Genomic DNA, 15,166 nt, shown 5'->3' with positions numbered 1-15,166 from the left:
CGACCTGGACAAGGTCAACGTCAACGGCGGCGCGATCGCGATCGGCCACCCGTTCGGGATGACCGGCGCGCGCATCACCAGCACGCTGATCAACTCGCTGCAGTGGCACGACAAGCAGTGGGGCCTGGAGACCATGTGCGTCGGTGGCGGCATGGGCATGGCGATGGTCCTCGAACGCCTGAGCTGACCCGGCCTCACCCGCCGATCCACGCGAAGCCCGCCCGGCTGCCGGGCGGGCTTCGCGCGTGCTCCGCCGGCCGCCGACGCGGTGCCCTCGGGTCGGCCGGTACAGTCACCCACCCCACCCCCGCGGTCACCAACCGGGTCGAATCCCGAGGTCCCGTCGAGTCGGGACGTCACGCTCTGGCGGCAACCGCCGGAGGGCGCGACCCTGGAGGGGAGAGTGTCCTCGGGTTGTCCAAAGGGTTGCGGATCAAGTCATGCCGAACGCGTACATCGTCCCCGTCCTCGTCACCGCCGCGTGCGCCGTCGCGGTGACCGCCGTCGTCCGGCGGGTGGCCCGTCGACGGACCCGCGGGTCCGCGGAGATCTGGGACCAGGCGTTCGTGGACCACCTGTTTCGCGGCCACGAGCACGAGCGGCCACCGATGACCGTGCCCCGCGCGCCCCGCCCCGGCTACTTCGACGACGGCAGCACGCGATCCACCGACGACGGCGAGCAGGGCCCGGACGGCCGCCGCCCGCACCCGTCGGAGAACCTCACCCCGCTCCTGCCGACCCACCTCACCGGCGAGTACCTCACCGGCCTCGCCGCAGGGGCGACCCCCGTCACGCGCGTGCGCTACGGCTCCCCCGGCGGCGGCACCGGCGGCCTGGACGTACTCGACTTCGCCGACGGCAGCTCGCTGGTGGTCATGCCCGGCGACCCCGAGGCCACGTCGCTGATAGACATGGCCCTGTCGATGGGCCGGGCGGTGCGCCTGCTCGGCACCTCCGAGATCGGCGGCGGCTACGCGCTCACCTTCGGCATCGACGAGTCCACCGCCTACGCGCTCGTCGACCGCGTGTACGTACGCCCGCCGGCCTAGATCCTCCCGTCCGACTCTGCGGCCGGATCAGATCGCCGCCGACAGCACCTTGACCACCTCGCGTGCCCTGCGCACGAGGTCGCCGGCGGTTTCCCGTTCGCCGTCCTGCATGATCAGCACGTGATCCGCGGGCAACGGCGCCAGCGCCCGGGCCAGGTCACCCGAGGTCACCGCGACCTGATCGCCGACCACGAAGACGCCGAGATCGGGCACCTCGCGCAGCGGTTCGCCCTCCACCGCGGCGGCGAGATCGGCCAGGCACTGGGCGAGTTCGAGCCCCGCCCGAGCCCGGCTCGGCGAGGTCTCCTGACGAGCCGTCAGCGGCGCCTTGAGGCGCGCCTCGGACAGGTGGCGAAGCCGATCGGCGACGGCCCCCGACTCCTTCGTGAACGCACTGACGTCAACCCTGAGGGCAACGGACGGTTTCCCGGCCGGCGGGGTGGGGATGCGGGACGACATAGCCGGAGCGTACCGACTGCGATGCCCGCACGTCGGCCGGGTTCCGACCGCTTGCCAACCGTTCGCCCGTCATGCACCCTCGGGGAACGGAACGCTCACCGGAGGCGCTTATGTCCTTGCACTTCTCCGAAGAGACCCACCGGAACCTCGTGGCGAGGGTCCCGGCCTGCACAGGCCGCGAACTCCCCGACTGGTTCAAGGAGATCGAAGCCGGTCCTGCCTTCTCCCGATTCGAGGACCGCGTGTCCTGGCTCCAGGGGGAACACAACCTCGGACACGGCCACGCGCTGGCCATCGTCCGCGAGCACGATCGTCGTCGGCACGCGCCGGGCGGGGTCAGCTGATCCCCCGGCCCACCGTCGAACCACTGTCGCTCGCCTGTCGAAGACCCCTGCGAACATCCTTGCGGCGCTGACCGTATCCGCCCCTGCGCACACACTCCCGCATACACAAAAGTGGCGGTGCCCTTTCGGGCACCGCCACTTCGCGTCTGTCACGACGTCGTACGTGCCGCGCGTCAGTCCCGCAGGATCGACAGCAGACGCAGGACCTCCAGGTAGATCCACACCAGGGTGACGGTCAGGCCGAACGCGGCCCGCCAGGCTTCCTTCTCCGGAACGCCCTGCCCTGCGAGCTGCTCGATCTCGTTGAAGTCGAGCGACAGGAAGAACGCACCGATGAGGATGCCGAGGATGCCCATGACGATGCCAAGCGGACCGCTGCGCAGGCCGAGGCCGTCGCCGCCCACGATCAGCATCGCGAGCAGGTTGACGAAGGTGAGCAGCACGAAGCCGATCGCGATGGCCATGCCGATCCGCGCGTAGCGGCTCGTGACCTTGATCCAGCCGGACTTGTACGCGACCAGGACACCGACGAACACGGACGCGGTACCCAGTACGGCCTGCACCACGATGCCGTTGTACTGCGACTCGAAGGCGTGGCTGATGGCGCCGAGGAAGACACCTTCCAGCGCGGCGTACGTGAGTACGAGCGCCGGGCTGATCTCCTTCTTGAACGTCACCACCATCGCGACGACGAACGCCGCGAGCGCGGCGCCGACCGCCCAGCCGAAGTTCTCGAACGGCAGGAACGCCCACGACAGCGCGCCGGTGACGACGACCGTCAACAGCGTCATCGCGGTGCGCGCGACCACGTCGTCGATCGTCATCCGGCCCGTCTGCAGCGGACCGGCCGACTGGGCCTGGTACATCTCCTGCAGTTGTTCGGGCGTCATCGGCTGCAGTGGCGCCTGCTGCCTGTCGTAGGCGGTACCGTGCTGCCCGGGCTGCGGCGCTCCGTGACCGGCGGGCTGCTGCCGGTCGGTCTCGAACGCCCCCCGCCGCGTGAGCACCGGGTTGCTGCTCCTCATGTCATCTCCTCCATGCCCCCTGGTGGGGGTCGTGGCTTAAGAGAGTAATCCCCAAGTAAAGCGCTTGGGGTCCCATCCTTCCCCTACAACGTTCGTGAACACGCGTTTTGTGCCCGCCGTCACCGTCCGGTGATCAAAGTTCGGATGGCAGCCATCACAATGTCGATGGCCGTATGTGCGGGACACCCTGCGCTGCACGACGAGGTAAGGATGCCACGGACTCGGAACGTAGCCCGGCAACCGACACAGGCCGCCCGAGCCCGTCGCCGCGAGGTGGTGGGGGCGCGCCTGTTCGTGCAGGTCGACCGCTTGTTCCGGTCCTCCCGGAGCGGGACCTGAACCGCGCCCGACGCGCCGGAGGCGGCGGAAGTCGTCACGCCTGCTCGTCGCAGGGTGTCGAGGCGCGCGATCGATCCGGCGAGCGGGCGGTCCGGCGGGGGGCGGTCCGGCGGGAGGCTGCTGTCCATCGCGGCCGTGCGCCGGGTGCGGCGTGCGTGGTCTGCTCTGCGGAGGAGCTGTTGCGGAGGGGTCCGTTGCAGTGGCCGCGAGACGCGATGCGTGAGCCTCGGTAGCCCCGGGATCGATTTCGCGATGGCATCGATCGCGAATCTGATGGATTCCGGCCCTCCGGGGAGACCTCGCGAAAGGGCGCTGGGTGGCCTACAGGGGGTGACTGTCGATGATCATGGACCGCGAGGTCGTTGACACGGGTCGGACCCGGTCCGCGAAATGGATCTTGATTTGGGGCTCCGACGCAGGTCAGAGCCATGATCATGTGGTCCCCGGAGCGGGACTCGAACCCGTTCCGGGCACCCTCCTGACCTGCGCATTCCGCGTTCGTGCTGGTGAGAGGACCGGATGAGCCGGGACTAGGGGTCAACGGATCGGAACGAGCGGCTATCTCTGTTGGCAGAGACAACACAAACGATCGTGCGGTTGCTCTACCCTCCGTCACATGGCGAGCATCCGAGTACGGTCCCGCGCGGACGGCGGAATCACCCATGTGGTCCTGTGGCGCGAGGACGGCCGACAACCGACCGAGTCGTTCGACTCCCCCACCCAGGCCGAGGCGTTCAAACTCCTGATCGAGGCCAACGGCGGCCGGAAACCCGAAGGCTGGATCCGGGGGCATGGTTTCGTCGACCCGTCGGCGGCAGCCCTCGTCGCCGATGCGCCGATCCTCTTCCGCGAGTGGGCCCCGCGGGTGATCAACTCCCGAACCGGCGTCGAGTCGCGAACGCGCGCGGATTACATGCGCGATGTCGCGGCGTGGATGTACCCGACGTTCGGCGACGCCAACGTCCGAGTGAACGACGAGATCGACAGCGAGGCCGTGCGGCTGTGGGTCAACAACCTGGAGAGGTCCACGTACCCCAAGGGGAAAGACGCGGAGGGCAACACCAAGTACCGCCGTCTCAGCCCGAAAACGGTCCGCAACCTGCACGGCCTGTTGTCGTCGATCCTTCAGGCCGCTGTCGACCATGACCCGCAGATCCGCACACGCAACCCCTGTGTCGGCATCAACCTTCCTCGCGTCGATGACGAGATCGAGGACGAGCAATGCTTCCTGACGCCCGATGAGGTCGCTCTCCTCATCTCCTGCTTCAGCCGCCGGACGGACCAGCTCGCGGCAACGATCGCCTACGGAACCGCGGTTCGCTACGGTGAGCTGACGGCGCTGCAACCGCAAGACCTGGTGCGCCTGGGCACGCGGCCCGCCGTGCGAGTACAGCGAGCCTGGAAACGACGCGATGACGGCACCTATTACATGGGTGCGCCGAAGTCGAAGAAGAGCCGACGGACCCTGACAATCACACCGACCGTCGTGGACGCGCTCGACGAGCTCGGCCAAGGCAAGGGGAAGAAGGCTCTGCTCCTGGTCGACGATGCCGGCAACAGGCTGCACTACTCCTCGTTCGGCGATCGGTGGGAGCGTGCAGTAAAGAAGGCCACCGCGCTCGGCTTGGACAAGGATCCGACGCCGCACGACCTACGGCACTCGGCGGTCGCCGCGCTGATCGCTGCGGGCACTCCTCTGCCAGCGATTCAACGCCGCCTCGGCCACGAGTCGATCCAGACCACCGTGGACACATATGGGCATCTGCTGCCCGACATCGATGACGCGATGCTCGCGGCCGTCGAGGCGACACTGAGTGGGATCGGAACCCCTCAACTGCGACTGCTGATCAGCTAGTTGGTGCTGTTCCGCTCGTCGGCAGCCTTCTGCAATACAGCGGTGAAGGCATCACTCAGAGCTGTAGCCAATTCTGGGGTTATGTCCCCATCGGGTACCACGAGCACGCGCTCGGTTGGTCGGTCGATGGGGACGACGTAAACGCCGTGATCGAGTGTCTCTATCTGGAGCCGAACGGGACGGTTGATCAAGCGCTCCCCCTCCTCTTGCCGTCGAGATTCGACCAAACATCCCTGGTCGAACGCCCGTGCGAACGCCCGTGAGGTTGGATCACCATACGCCGCGTCGCTCTAAGACACACCGCTGAAACACATAGAGATCATTTACGTGATTGATCAGTTACTCGTCGTTCGACTCATTAGTCACATCAGTCACATCGGTCTCACGTTCGATCACAGCTTGCGTCAGTGGCATGTCCTCAACCGTCATTCCGGGCGCGTGGTAGACATCCTGTCCAGCCACCCGACTGACCTCAATGCCGATGTACTGGCGTAGCGCCGCAGCCTCCACTACGGCCCGCGGCAGATCGAGCCCAGCTGCGATGGCCGAGATCAGGGCCGGCGTCGGATGAACGCGGCCAGTGCGGTTCATGATCTTGGCGACGAGCCCGGCTGGCACCTGGTACTTCGAGTCCGGATCGATAGCCCGTTCCACGAAGGCTCTTTGACTCGAAACCCGGAGCCCCTTGCCGATGTTCTCGCTCAGCAGCCGGCTCAGCGCCGAGTCGTCCACGTCGATGGCGCCCATGTGGTGCACCCCTTTCATACGGCGAGTGTGTACACAGTGTCTACGCTCATGAGCGTGGGCGAACAGCGGGGGCTGAAAAGTCGCCCGCACGCCACAGCGAATTCCAGCCGCAGGGGGTCAGCGTAGACAGGCCGTCAACGCTGTGCTTAGATTGCTCACGAACGTGAGCGTGAGCGGAGAAGACATTGGATACCCCCGAGTTGCTTCTGGACCCGAATCGGGTGCGTGAAGCAATGTCCAAGCCGACCCGCCTGGTAGGCCACAGCACGCGATCCCTGGCTGATCAGGTCGGAATGTCCCACAGCAAGATCCACGGCCTCATGACGGGTAAGCGCCCGCGGCTCGCCGAGGACGAGGCCGACCAGATCGCCACGGCCCTTCATGTCCAAATCGTTGACCTTTTGCCGCCCTCAACACTCACGAACATGTGCGTGAGCGACCAGAAAGGAGAGGCAGATGACCCCGGAACAACGCACTGCGCGAGCTCGATCGGCGTCGGAAAAGAGCTGGAAATTGACGTCTGACCGCGCGAGCCGAACCGCTGCGGCACGGGCTGCGAACGCAATTCGATTCGCCAATCTGGTGGACCCGCTGGGCACCCTGTCCGCCGCGGATCGTGAGGCTGCGGCTCGGCTTGCCCGCCGTGCCCACTACGCCGCAATGGGCCGCCGCTCCGCCGAGGCCCGGCGTGCGAGGTCGGCGTGACAGCGCTGACCACCGCTCCGCCGGTGTTCTACGACTACGACGAGGCGACAGCGATCCTGCACTGCGCGAAGTCGTGGTTGCCCGAAAACATCAGCCGGTTGCCCCACTGCAAGTTCGGCGCCTCGGTGTCGTTCACCCCGGAGCACCTCGTCGAGATCGGGCGTCTGCACGAGATCGTGCCCGCCGTCTCGCCGATCCCGCTCGCTACGGCCGCCGCGCTCGACATCACGCCGCGCGGATCGCGGCGCTCCCAGCAGTTTCCCGACCTCAAGCCGCGCCGAAGCCGCGCGTCGTCGAGCTGAACCCTCGCGGGTGAGGCCGCCCCGTCGACGACCGGCTCCACCCGGTCTCGCCAACGACACGGCCTCTGCCCGCACCACCCGACCCATCACAGATAGGTGGCACAGGACATGACCCACAGTATCCAGATTCCGATCGGCCGGCCGATGTCGTCCCAGGCCATTGCCGCAGCGCTCGTCGCTGGCACGATCGCCCTGAACCCGAGCCTGCCCGTCCTGGAGTGGCACATCGCTGAGGACGGCAGCGTGCGCGGCACGCACGCCAAGGCCGACGACGACGTGGTGCACGCGGCCTTGGTCGAATGGGCGGCGCTGTTCAACGCCGAGCTCCGCACGCTCGGATCCTGCCGGGCCGACCGCCAGACCTACGGTGTCGAGATCGCGCACGGCTCAGCGACGCTCTTCCTGTCCGGCGTCGGCGTCGTCGACGCGTGCACTGCCGAGTTCGGCGGGCCCGGCTACACCCGCTGCGCCCTCGCGCCCGGTCACGACGGTCGCCACCAAGGACCGCTCGGCAGCATGCGCACGGCAACGTGGGACGCGGACACGGCCGAGGTACTGCCGATCGAGCAGGTCGAGCAGCCGGCGGACCCGTGCGACCCCGCGCCCGACGAGGATTTCGCCTCCCGCGAGATGTCCGGCGAGGGGCTGACCCGGGCCCAGCTCGATGGCTACGCGTGCGCGCGGTGCGGCCTGATGTACATGGCCGAGTCCAGGGCGATCGGCTACGTGCCCGGCGGCGGGTCCCTGCGCGTCTGTGCGCTGGCGTGTGCCGCTCAGGTCGAGCCTGCCCCGACCGAACCGACCGACCCCCTGCCCGACACCACGCCGCCGACCTACTGGCGTGACCGCGTCGGTCGGGCCTGGGGCGCGATCGACGGCACACCGCCCTCGGCGCGCCTGGTCGACGGCCTTGGTCTGTGCATCTGGTCGCTCGATCGGCTCCGCGAGAAGTGCGGCCCGCTCGACAAGCTGTCGGCCGTCCCGACTGCGCAGGTCTTGCCCGCCTGGACCCGCGTCGAGGATCTGAGGTACCAGCGCGACGGCGGCACCTGGACCCTGACCCGGCTCGACCGCGGGTGGTACCTGTCCGGCGGCGACATCGACGGCGACGACGTGCGGTGCGGTTCGTACTGGGACGACGCCCGGCTCATCGCCGACACCCACATCCACGACGCCGAGATGTACGAGGCGGAGTGCGAGGAGGGCCGCGCGGCGACCGAGGAGCACGACCCGGACCTCGGCCGCGACATCGACGGCATGTTCGGAGAGGACTCCTGATGGCCGCCCGCAAGAGCGCGAAGGCGTGGAACAAGGGGATGACCGGCGAGTCAAAACCGGCCCAGTACCGGGCGCCCGTCGTCGACCGCTGCCCGACCGAGGATTGCGGTCGGCCCGCCGAGGGCGACGCCCCGGCCGCCGGTTGGTACCGCACCGACGTGCCCGCCTCGTCAGAGCCCGCGCGGGACTGGTGCTCGACCTGGTGCTCGGCCGTCGGGCGTGCGCTCGCCGACCTGCGGCGGGCCCGCCGGTGACCGCGCCCACCGCCACGACCGCCGCCCCCATCTCGGGGGCGGCGGCCCCGCCGGCCACTGCCGCAGCGTGGGGGGTCGTCCACCGTGCCGACCTCGACGCCGCCGGCCGCGTCGTCGGGCACGTCGGCCGCGCTACGCGGCACGGCTCACCCGGCCACGCCGAACGGCACTACTCGATCGAGACCGTCGCCCTCCTGCGCTCCGAGGACGCCGCCGACGGGCGCGACCCGTCGGCGTGGCTCCTCGCCTGGTGGGCCGACGGCCGCTGGCACACCACCGACCACATCCCGGGAGACACCCGATGACGTTCACGTTCACCCCCGCCACCCGCGAGCAGGGCAAGGCGCGCATCGCGCTGGACGGCCCGAGCGGGGCCGGCAAGACGTTCACCGCCCTGACCCTGGCCGGCGCACTGTCGCCCCGTGTCGCCGTCATCGACACCGAGCGCGGCTCGGCCAGCAAGTACGCCCGCGGATCCAGCGGCGACGGCTTCGACTTCGACACCTTGCAGATGGTCACCTACGACCCGCGTGACCTGATTGGCGCACTCGCCACCGCCGGGTCCGCCGGCTACGGCTGCGTCGTCGTCGACTCGCTCTCCCACTTCTGGATGGGCCGGGGCGGCATGCTCGAACTGGTCGACGCGATCGGCCAACGCAAGGGTTCCGGCGGTGGGTTCGGCGGTTGGAAGGAAGCCAGGCCGTACGAACGGGACATGATCGATGCCCTGCTGGCCTACCCCGGGCACGTCATCGTGACGATGCGCGTCAAGTCCGAGTGGGTCATCGGGACCAACAAGAACGGGAAGCCCGCGCCGGAGAAGATCGGCACCAAGCCGGAGCAGCGCGATGGCCTGGAGTACGAGTTCGACGTGGTCGCCAGCATGGACCTGGAGAACACCCTCTCGGTCGGCAAGACGCGGTGCCCGGCGCTCAACGGGTCGGTGATCAACCGGCCCGACGCGGGCGTGGCGGTCACGCTCCTGGAGTGGCTGAGCGACGGCGCTGAGATGGCCGATCCGGCAACGTATCTGGATCGGGCGGTGGCCGCCGACGCCACGGTGGACGGGCTACGTGAGCTGCATGCGGAGGTGGCACGCCGTCAGCTCGTTGCGTCGGCGGTGCTGCATCCGACAACCAGGGTGCCGATGGGGCTTGGCGCGTTCATTGTGGAGCGTGCCCACCAGCTCCGCGCGGCGGCGGCACAGTCGGCGACCTCGACGCCGACGCCGACGCCGTTGGCCGACCCGGTGCGGCAGCCGGAGCGGTCGCAGCACACCGAGGAGCCGACACCGGAGCGCGCGGTCGAGCAGGCCGCCGTCGAACCGGCGCCGCCGGTCGACCGGTTGCCGCTCTTGCTCGACGCGATCCGAGCCGGGTGGTCGGATCCGGCCGCGCTCGCCGCGTGCCGGCAGACCGCGACCGACGGCGGCCTCCTGGCGCGCGAGGTGCCGGTGCTCGACGGCGGCACGATCCCGCTGCACCGGATGATCGACGGCCGGCTCGGTGACCTCGCGGGCGCCCGGCCGCAGCCCGAGCAGCAGTCCACGCCCGGTGCCGAGGTGCCCACGCCCGGCCAGTGGGGCACGCCTCAGCAGGGCCAGTTCGCCAGTGCGGGTCAAACCCGCGCGATCGCCACCGCGATGGCAGCGGTCGGCGTCGAGAGCCGCGAGCGCGCGCGCCGCCTCGCGATCGTCGCGGGCATCGTCCGGCGCCCGGTCCTCACGATGAAGGAACTCACCGTCCCGGAGGCGGGGCGCGTGCTCGACGCGCTCACCCTGGTACAGCAGATGCCGACCGACGACCGCGCGGCCGAGCTCGGCCGGTACGAGGCCGCGGCGCCGCAGCCGCAGGCGGCGTGATCGGCACCGTGGTGGCGGTGGTCCGGGGCATGCGTGCCCCGGGCCGCCCGGCCCCCACCGCCGCCCCGATCCTCGGCCACTGCCCGACCTGCCAGGGCACCCCGCGCATGGGCACTTGGCGCCGCTCCGGCTGGCGCTGCTCGGTCTGCTGGGAGGTCCACTCGTGGAACTGATCGTCATCATCACCGGCGCCGTCCTCGCGGGCCTCGCCGCCGGCCTGCTCGCCGAGTACGTCATCCGCCGGTGGTCGAGGCAGATGGAACACCCACATGGCCCTCGACGAGCTCGTCGACCGGGCACCGACGTACCTGGTCGACGACCCGGACCCGACGTGCTGGATGTGCCAGCCCGACACCCACGACACCTACGACGGCCAGTGCTGCTGGCGCTGCGAGCTCCGCCTCGACGCCTACGCCAACACGCCCATCGAGTACTGGCCCACCCAGGGAGACCACCGATGAGCCTGATCATCCACCGCTGTGAGTGCGGCCACACCCCGACCCGTCACCCAGCGAACGAGGAGTGCCGGGACAGTCTGCGCACCTGCACCTGCCGCAAGTACAGGCCCGTCGCGGAGCCCGAACTGTTGCCCACCTGGACCATGACCGGGCGGCCGATCACCAAGATCACCCCGCCCGGTGCGAAGTCGGATCGCCGCGAGACCTGCTCGTGCGCGGCCTGCGTCGCCCTGTACGCCGAGCTCGGCGGCACGGTCGCGAGCACCGCGTGAGCACCACGACCGCCGTTCGCGCCTGCACGTGGGGCACCCCGACTGGGCCGTGCGGCATCGGTGGCCACCCCTACCAGGCCGGCATTCGCTGCGACGACCACGCACCCGGCAACCAACCCAGCACCCGCCAGGAGCCGCCCCGCATGGACCCCACCGCCGAACAGGCCGAGGCCGTTGCGACGTACGGCGACGGCGTGGACTTGGTCATCCAGGCCGGTGCCGGTTGCGGCAAGACCTCGACGCTGCGGCTGATCGCACAGTCCGACCGACGCGCCCGTATCCAGGCCGTCGCCTACAACAAGGCGGCGGCGGCCGACCTGGCACGGTCATTCCCGTCGAACGCGGTGTGCCAAACGGGACATGCCCTCGCGTTCAACCCGAAGTACTTGCCCCGGCTGAACATGCCGCGGCAAACCGCGTTGCAGGCCGGGCAGGCGCTCGATGTGATGCGCGTCCTCGGTCGCGAACACGGCGCGCCCACGCCGCACGTCGTCGCAGACACCGGTAGCCCGGTGCCGTTCCCGACGCGCCGGATCATGCGGCTTGCGCTCGACACCGTCGAGACATGGTGCCACTCGGCCGACGCCGATATCACCGCGCGCCATCTCCCGGCCGTGGTGAACCTGGGCCGAGCCGAGGCCCGCGAGCAACTCGCCGCGCTCGTGCTCCCGGTCGCCCGCGCGGCCTGGGCCGATCTCGAACGCGAGGACGGCGCGGTCAGGATGACTCACGACCACTACCTCAAGATGTGGGCCAGGTCGGTACCGCGGCTCGCGTGCGATGTCCTGATGTTGGACGAGGGGCAGGACACGAACGACGTTCTATACGACGTCATTCGGCGCCAGGACCACGCGCAACGGGTCGTCGTCGGCGATTCCGCACAGCAGATCTACGAGTGGCGCGGTGCCCGCGATGCGCTGGCCCGGTTCATCAAGGCCGGCGCCGAAGAGCTGTTGTTGAGCCAGTCGTTCAGGTTCGGCCCGGCGGTCGCGAGCGAGGCGAACGCGTGGCTGTACTGGGTCGGTGGTCCGTTGCGGCTGCGCGGTCACGACGCCACCGAGTCCCTCGTCGAGGACGTGCCCGACCCCGACGCAATCCTGTGCCGCACCAACGCGGGCGCAATGGGCGTGGTCCTCGAAGCCCTCGCCGCGGGCCGGCGGACCGCCCTCGTTGGCGGTAGCGGTCCGATCAAGATGCTTGCCTACGCCGCCCGCGATCTCCAGGCCGGCAAGCCCACCGACCATCCCGAGCTGTCCGGGTTCGGCACCTGGGGTCAGCTCGGTGAGTACGCCGAAGAGGAGGACGGGTCGATGCGCGTGCTCGTCGACTTGGTCGACCAGCACGGTCCGGATCGCATCCTCGGCGCGGTCGATCGGCTCGTCGGCGAGGACCAGGCCGAGCTGGTCGTGTCGACCGCGCACCGCAGCAAGGGCCGCGAGTGGAGCTCGGTCCGAATCCACGGCGACTTCCGTCCGCCCAAGCCGGACCCGCGCTCGGGCGCGGTCACCATCCGCCGCGAGGAAGCGCGGCTCGCGTACGTCGCGGTGACCCGGGCGCGGCACCGCCTCGACTGCGAGGCGCTCGCCTGGCGCGACACGGTGACCGCCGTCACCGACTAGATCCCGTGGCCCAGCGGCGACCCGACCCGCCGGCCACGGACCAACCACCGTCCCAGCAGCACCACCCGAGAGGTTCGTACGTGGCAGGCAGGTTCGAGTTCGAGCGGGCGATACGTCGGTCCGCGCTGCCTCCGCTGTCGCGTCTCCTGGCGCTGACTCTCGCGACGTGGGCCGACGTCGACACCGGCGTGATCCCCCGCGAGCACCAGCCCGCGCAGTCGGTTCTGTTGGCCGCGACCGGCATGGCGAAGGGGACCTTCTTGACCCACCGCAAGACCTTGGTGGAGGCCGGGTGGATCGCGTACACGTCGCCGTCGGTGGCCGACGCGCGGCGAGATCACGCCCAGTGCGAGTACTCGATCCACGTCCCGGCTGGGTCAGGAGCTGACCTAGCTATTACCGGCGATTCATCCCAAACAGGGGCTGGGTCAGGAGCTGACCTAGGTCAGGAGCTGACCCAGCCTGGGTCAGGAGCTGACCTAGCCCAACCTGGCGAACCCGGACAGATGGGGGCTGGGTCAGGAGCTGACCTAGGTCAGGAGCTGACCACAAGAGTCCCTGAAGTAAGTAGTAGTACCTCTCTTCCCTCCCCCCGCCCCGACGTCGAGCAGGTGTGCCAACACCTCGCCGACCGCATCGAGGGCAACGGCAGCCGACGGCCCCGGATCAACCAGGAGTGGCGTGACGAAGCACGTCGACTGATCGACCTCGACGGCCGCAGCGTCGAGCGCATCATCCGGGCCATCGACTGGTGCCAGGCCGACTCGTTCTGGAAGTCGAACGTCATGTCGATGCCCACGCTCCGCAAGCAGTACGACCGCCTGGTTCTCAAGGCCACCGAGCAGCGCGACAAGGCCGCGGCCGACGCCGCCTGCGCTGCGGCCCGCCAACCCATCCACCAGACCTACGCCGACAACGGAGTGTTCTGATGAGCGACCCCGAGGACTACCAGCCCGACGAGCTTTCGCCCGTCGACCGCATGGAACCGCACGACATCGACGCCGAACAGGCCCTCCTCGGCTGCTGCCTGATCTACCGTCACGCCGTTCGCGACGTGCTCCGCACCGTCCAGCCCAGCGACCTCTACCGACCCGCACACGAGACCGTCCTCCGCGCGATGCTGCGGCTCGACGAGCAGGGCGAGTCGATCAACGCGCACACCGTCGTCGCCGAACTCCAGGCCGCCGGCGACCTGGCCCGCGTGGGCGGCCCGCCGTACATCCACACCCTGGCCGCGTCCCCACCGCCCGCCGCCGACGCCAGCTGGTACATCCGCCGCATCCGCGCCCTGTCGCTGCGGCGCGCCGTCGTCCGAGCGGGCATCTCGATCGCCCAGCTCGGCTACGGCACGGCGGGCCGATCCGACGACCTGGCCGAGCGCGCCGTCACCATCACCCGCGACGTCCGCGACCGAGGCCGTGCAAGCGAAGACGTCGGCGTTCAGGACATCCACGACTTCCTTCAGGTCGAGGACGACGAGCCCGACTGGGTCCTGCCCGGCTACCTGGAGCGCGGCGACCGCGTCATCTGGACCGCTGGTGAGGGAGGCGGCAAGTCGGTGCTGCTGCGACAGATCGCGGTGGCGACCGCGGCCGGCGTCCTGCCGTTCGGCAAGGAGCCGAACACACTTGGGCCGAAGAGGGTCTTGGTCCTCGACTGCGAGAACTCCGAGGCCCAGTCCCGCCGCCGGTACCGCAGCCTGATGGACACGGCCGAACGCATCCACCACCCGGTCAAGCGCGGTCAGTTGCACATCCACTGCCGCCCCGAGGGCGTCGACCTCACCCGCGCCGACGGCCGGGCCTGGCTTATGCGGCGCGTCGAGGACGTCATGCCCGACTTGCTCGTCATCGGCCCCATCTACCAGTTGCACACCGGCGACCCGAACAGCGAGGAGCACGCGCGAAAGGTGACGCTCGCGCTCACCGAGGCCCGCGTCACCGCCGGATGCGCGCTCGTCATGGAGGCGCACGCAGCCAAAGCGTCTGGGTTCGGTCCGCGCGGCCTGGCCCCCGTCGGCTCCTCGCTATGGCTCCGCTGGCCCGAGTTCGGCATGGGCCTGCGTCCCGTCGAGGACACCCGCTCGGCGGAGGAGGACCGGGCCCGCCGCATCGTCCCCTGGCGCGGTGCCCGCGACGAACGCAACTGGCCGCGATTCATCCGCGGCGGCTGGACCACCCAGGGCGAATGGCCGTGGACCCCGTACATGCCCGTCGACGCGGACCGCAACGGGCGGTCCGACACCGGAGCCCTCTCGTGACCAACCCGATCGGCAACATCCTCGGCGGTGCTGCGGCCCGCGCCGGCCTGCCCTATCCGACTCGCGTCGACTGCACCGACAACACGCTGTCCGTCCACACCAACCCAACCTCCCTCGACGAGTGGGAGCAGTGGTGCGAGCTCCTCAAGGTCGCCGTCCACACCCTGACCACCAAGAACGCGGCCTTCATCTACGGCAAGGGCCGGTTCCTCGGCTACGACGTACTGCTCTACGGCCACGGTGTCCCCGCCCTGCGATACGCCGAGCGTGTCGCAGAGGACCCGAGCCTGCCGCCGTTCGGCAGCCCCCTCACCTGACCACCCGCATCACCAGGAGGAC

The 15,166-nt window shown here is 69.5% G+C and carries 19 protein-coding genes and 1 pseudogene; 17 read left to right on the top strand and 3 right to left on the bottom strand.

The genetic code is table 11. The features are described 5' to 3' along the window. Both GT354_RS35520 and GT354_RS35515 read left to right on the top strand, forming a co-directional pair. Nucleotides 1-187, top strand: a pseudogene (locus tag GT354_RS35520) (acetyl-CoA C-acyltransferase); the annotation flags it as partial. 253 nt (nt 188-440) lie between these two features. After that, nucleotides 441-1,049: a hypothetical protein gene (locus GT354_RS35515; RefSeq protein WP_161360504.1), complete on the top strand. Its 609-nt coding sequence runs from the start codon at nt 441-443 to the stop codon at nt 1,047-1,049. Nucleotides 1,050-1,076: 27 nt separating this feature from the next. Here GT354_RS35515 and GT354_RS35510 read toward each other — a convergent pair whose 3' ends face one another. Beyond that, nucleotides 1,077-1,508, bottom strand: a complete 432-nt coding sequence (locus tag GT354_RS35510; RefSeq protein WP_161360503.1) for a hypothetical protein — start codon at nt 1,506-1,508, stop codon at nt 1,077-1,079. Between the two features lie 110 nt (nt 1,509-1,618). Between GT354_RS35510 and GT354_RS35505 the strand changes: the two genes are divergently transcribed. Then, nucleotides 1,619-1,852, top strand: a complete 234-nt coding sequence (locus tag GT354_RS35505) for a DUF4287 domain-containing protein (RefSeq protein ID WP_161360502.1) — start codon at nt 1,619-1,621, stop codon at nt 1,850-1,852. Between the two features lie 173 nt (nt 1,853-2,025). Here the strand turns inward: GT354_RS35505 and GT354_RS35500 are convergent, their stop codons facing one another. Continuing rightward, a complete protein-coding gene (locus GT354_RS35500) occupies nt 2,026-2,877 on the bottom strand; it encodes a Bax inhibitor-1/YccA family protein (protein WP_161360501.1) in 852 nt (283 codons plus the stop codon). Nucleotides 2,878-3,832: 955 nt separating this feature from the next. Between GT354_RS35500 and GT354_RS35495 the strand changes: the two genes are divergently transcribed. After that, nucleotides 3,833-5,071 carry a site-specific integrase gene (locus GT354_RS35495; protein WP_161360500.1) on the top strand — a complete coding sequence of 413 codons (1,239 nt, stop codon included), beginning with the start codon at nt 3,833-3,835 and terminating at the stop codon, nt 5,069-5,071. Nucleotides 5,072-5,410: 339 nt separating this feature from the next. On the opposite strand, the gene GT354_RS35490 is transcribed toward GT354_RS35495, so the two are convergent. Beyond that, complete coding sequence (locus tag GT354_RS35490) at nt 5,411-5,818, bottom strand: hypothetical protein (RefSeq protein WP_161360499.1); 408 nt, start codon at nt 5,816-5,818, stop codon at nt 5,411-5,413. A gap of 185 nt (nt 5,819-6,003) precedes the next feature. On the opposite strand from GT354_RS35490, the gene GT354_RS35485 reads away from it, so the two are divergent. From GT354_RS35485 to GT354_RS35430, 13 genes are all read left to right on the top strand, one after another. Next, the gene (locus tag GT354_RS35485; RefSeq protein WP_161360498.1) at nt 6,004-6,342 is read left to right on the top strand and encodes a helix-turn-helix transcriptional regulator; all 339 of its coding nucleotides are present in this window, start codon (nt 6,004-6,006) and stop codon (nt 6,340-6,342) included. 177 nt (nt 6,343-6,519) lie between these two features. After that, a complete protein-coding gene (locus tag GT354_RS35480) occupies nt 6,520-6,825 on the top strand; it encodes a hypothetical protein (RefSeq protein ID WP_161360497.1) in 306 nt (101 codons plus the stop codon). Between the two features lie 108 nt (nt 6,826-6,933). Beyond that, nucleotides 6,934-8,103 carry a hypothetical protein gene (locus tag GT354_RS35475; protein WP_161360496.1) on the top strand — a complete coding sequence of 390 codons (1,170 nt, stop codon included), beginning with the start codon at nt 6,934-6,936 and terminating at the stop codon, nt 8,101-8,103. Next, a complete protein-coding gene (locus GT354_RS52940) occupies nt 8,103-8,357 on the top strand; it encodes a hypothetical protein (protein ID WP_202512659.1) in 255 nt (84 codons plus the stop codon). The genes GT354_RS35475 and GT354_RS52940 overlap by 1 nt, the downstream gene beginning before the upstream one ends. Next, on the top strand, nt 8,354-8,662 hold the full coding sequence (locus GT354_RS35470; RefSeq protein WP_161360495.1) for a hypothetical protein: 309 nt from the start codon (nt 8,354-8,356) through the stop codon (nt 8,660-8,662). Before GT354_RS52940 ends, GT354_RS35470 begins: the two co-directional genes overlap by 4 nt. Beyond that, a complete protein-coding gene (locus GT354_RS35465; protein ID WP_161360494.1) occupies nt 8,659-10,218 on the top strand; it encodes an ATP-binding protein in 1,560 nt (519 codons plus the stop codon). The genes GT354_RS35470 and GT354_RS35465 overlap by 4 nt, the downstream gene beginning before the upstream one ends. Next, nucleotides 10,215-10,391 carry a hypothetical protein gene (locus GT354_RS35460; RefSeq protein ID WP_161360493.1) on the top strand — a complete coding sequence of 59 codons (177 nt, stop codon included), beginning with the start codon at nt 10,215-10,217 and terminating at the stop codon, nt 10,389-10,391. Before GT354_RS35465 ends, GT354_RS35460 begins: the two co-directional genes overlap by 4 nt. Nucleotides 10,392-10,487: 96 nt before the next feature. Beyond that, nucleotides 10,488-10,679 carry a hypothetical protein gene (locus tag GT354_RS35455; protein ID WP_161360492.1) on the top strand — a complete coding sequence of 64 codons (192 nt, stop codon included), beginning with the start codon at nt 10,488-10,490 and terminating at the stop codon, nt 10,677-10,679. Continuing rightward, complete coding sequence (locus tag GT354_RS35450) at nt 10,676-10,948, top strand: hypothetical protein (RefSeq protein ID WP_161360491.1); 273 nt, start codon at nt 10,676-10,678, stop codon at nt 10,946-10,948. Before GT354_RS35455 ends, GT354_RS35450 begins: the two co-directional genes overlap by 4 nt. Further along, a complete protein-coding gene (locus tag GT354_RS35445; RefSeq protein WP_346012328.1) occupies nt 10,945-12,567 on the top strand; it encodes a UvrD-helicase domain-containing protein in 1,623 nt (540 codons plus the stop codon). The genes GT354_RS35450 and GT354_RS35445 overlap by 4 nt, the downstream gene beginning before the upstream one ends. A 611-nt stretch (nt 12,568-13,178) precedes the next feature. After that, nucleotides 13,179-13,496 carry a hypothetical protein gene (locus GT354_RS35440; protein WP_161360490.1) on the top strand — a complete coding sequence of 106 codons (318 nt, stop codon included), beginning with the start codon at nt 13,179-13,181 and terminating at the stop codon, nt 13,494-13,496. Next, on the top strand, nt 13,496-14,827 hold the full coding sequence (locus GT354_RS35435) for an AAA family ATPase (RefSeq protein ID WP_161360489.1): 1,332 nt from the start codon (nt 13,496-13,498) through the stop codon (nt 14,825-14,827). The genes GT354_RS35440 and GT354_RS35435 overlap by 1 nt, the downstream gene beginning before the upstream one ends. After that, nucleotides 14,824-15,144 carry a hypothetical protein gene (locus GT354_RS35430; RefSeq protein ID WP_161360488.1) on the top strand — a complete coding sequence of 107 codons (321 nt, stop codon included), beginning with the start codon at nt 14,824-14,826 and terminating at the stop codon, nt 15,142-15,144. Before GT354_RS35435 ends, GT354_RS35430 begins: the two co-directional genes overlap by 4 nt. Nucleotides 15,145-15,166 lie beyond the last annotated feature (22 nt).

It is taken from the genome of Streptomyces sp. SID3343 (assembly GCF_009865215.1).
Taxonomy (GTDB): domain Bacteria; phylum Actinomycetota; class Actinomycetes; order Streptomycetales; family Streptomycetaceae; genus Embleya.
This window is presented reverse-complemented; position numbering and strand designations above follow the sequence as displayed.

What these genes read in the sequence shown, in the direction of transcription:
- GT354_RS35475 (WP_161360496.1), top strand. Translation starts at nt 6,934, where the DNA reads ATGACCCACAGTATCCAGATTCCGATCGGCCGGCCGATGTCGTCCCAG.
- GT354_RS35500 (WP_161360501.1), bottom strand. Translation starts at nt 2,877, where the DNA reads ATGAGGAGCAGCAACCCGGTGCTCACGCGGCGGGGGGCGTTCGAGACC.
- GT354_RS52940 (WP_202512659.1), top strand. Translation starts at nt 8,103, where the DNA reads ATGGCCGCCCGCAAGAGCGCGAAGGCGTGGAACAAGGGGATGACCGGC.
- GT354_RS35450 (WP_161360491.1), top strand. Translation starts at nt 10,676, where the DNA reads ATGAGCCTGATCATCCACCGCTGTGAGTGCGGCCACACCCCGACCCGT.
- GT354_RS35495 (WP_161360500.1), top strand. Translation starts at nt 3,833, where the DNA reads ATGGCGAGCATCCGAGTACGGTCCCGCGCGGACGGCGGAATCACCCAT.
- GT354_RS35505 (WP_161360502.1), top strand. Translation starts at nt 1,619, where the DNA reads ATGTCCTTGCACTTCTCCGAAGAGACCCACCGGAACCTCGTGGCGAGG.
- GT354_RS35515 (WP_161360504.1), top strand. Translation starts at nt 441, where the DNA reads ATGCCGAACGCGTACATCGTCCCCGTCCTCGTCACCGCCGCGTGCGCC.
- GT354_RS35490 (WP_161360499.1), bottom strand. Translation starts at nt 5,818, where the DNA reads ATGGGCGCCATCGACGTGGACGACTCGGCGCTGAGCCGGCTGCTGAGC.
- GT354_RS35465 (WP_161360494.1), top strand. Translation starts at nt 8,659, where the DNA reads ATGACGTTCACGTTCACCCCCGCCACCCGCGAGCAGGGCAAGGCGCGC.
- GT354_RS35455 (WP_161360492.1), top strand. Translation starts at nt 10,488, where the DNA reads ATGGCCCTCGACGAGCTCGTCGACCGGGCACCGACGTACCTGGTCGAC.
- GT354_RS35510 (WP_161360503.1), bottom strand. Translation starts at nt 1,508, where the DNA reads ATGTCGTCCCGCATCCCCACCCCGCCGGCCGGGAAACCGTCCGTTGCC.
- GT354_RS35435 (WP_161360489.1), top strand. Translation starts at nt 13,496, where the DNA reads ATGAGCGACCCCGAGGACTACCAGCCCGACGAGCTTTCGCCCGTCGAC.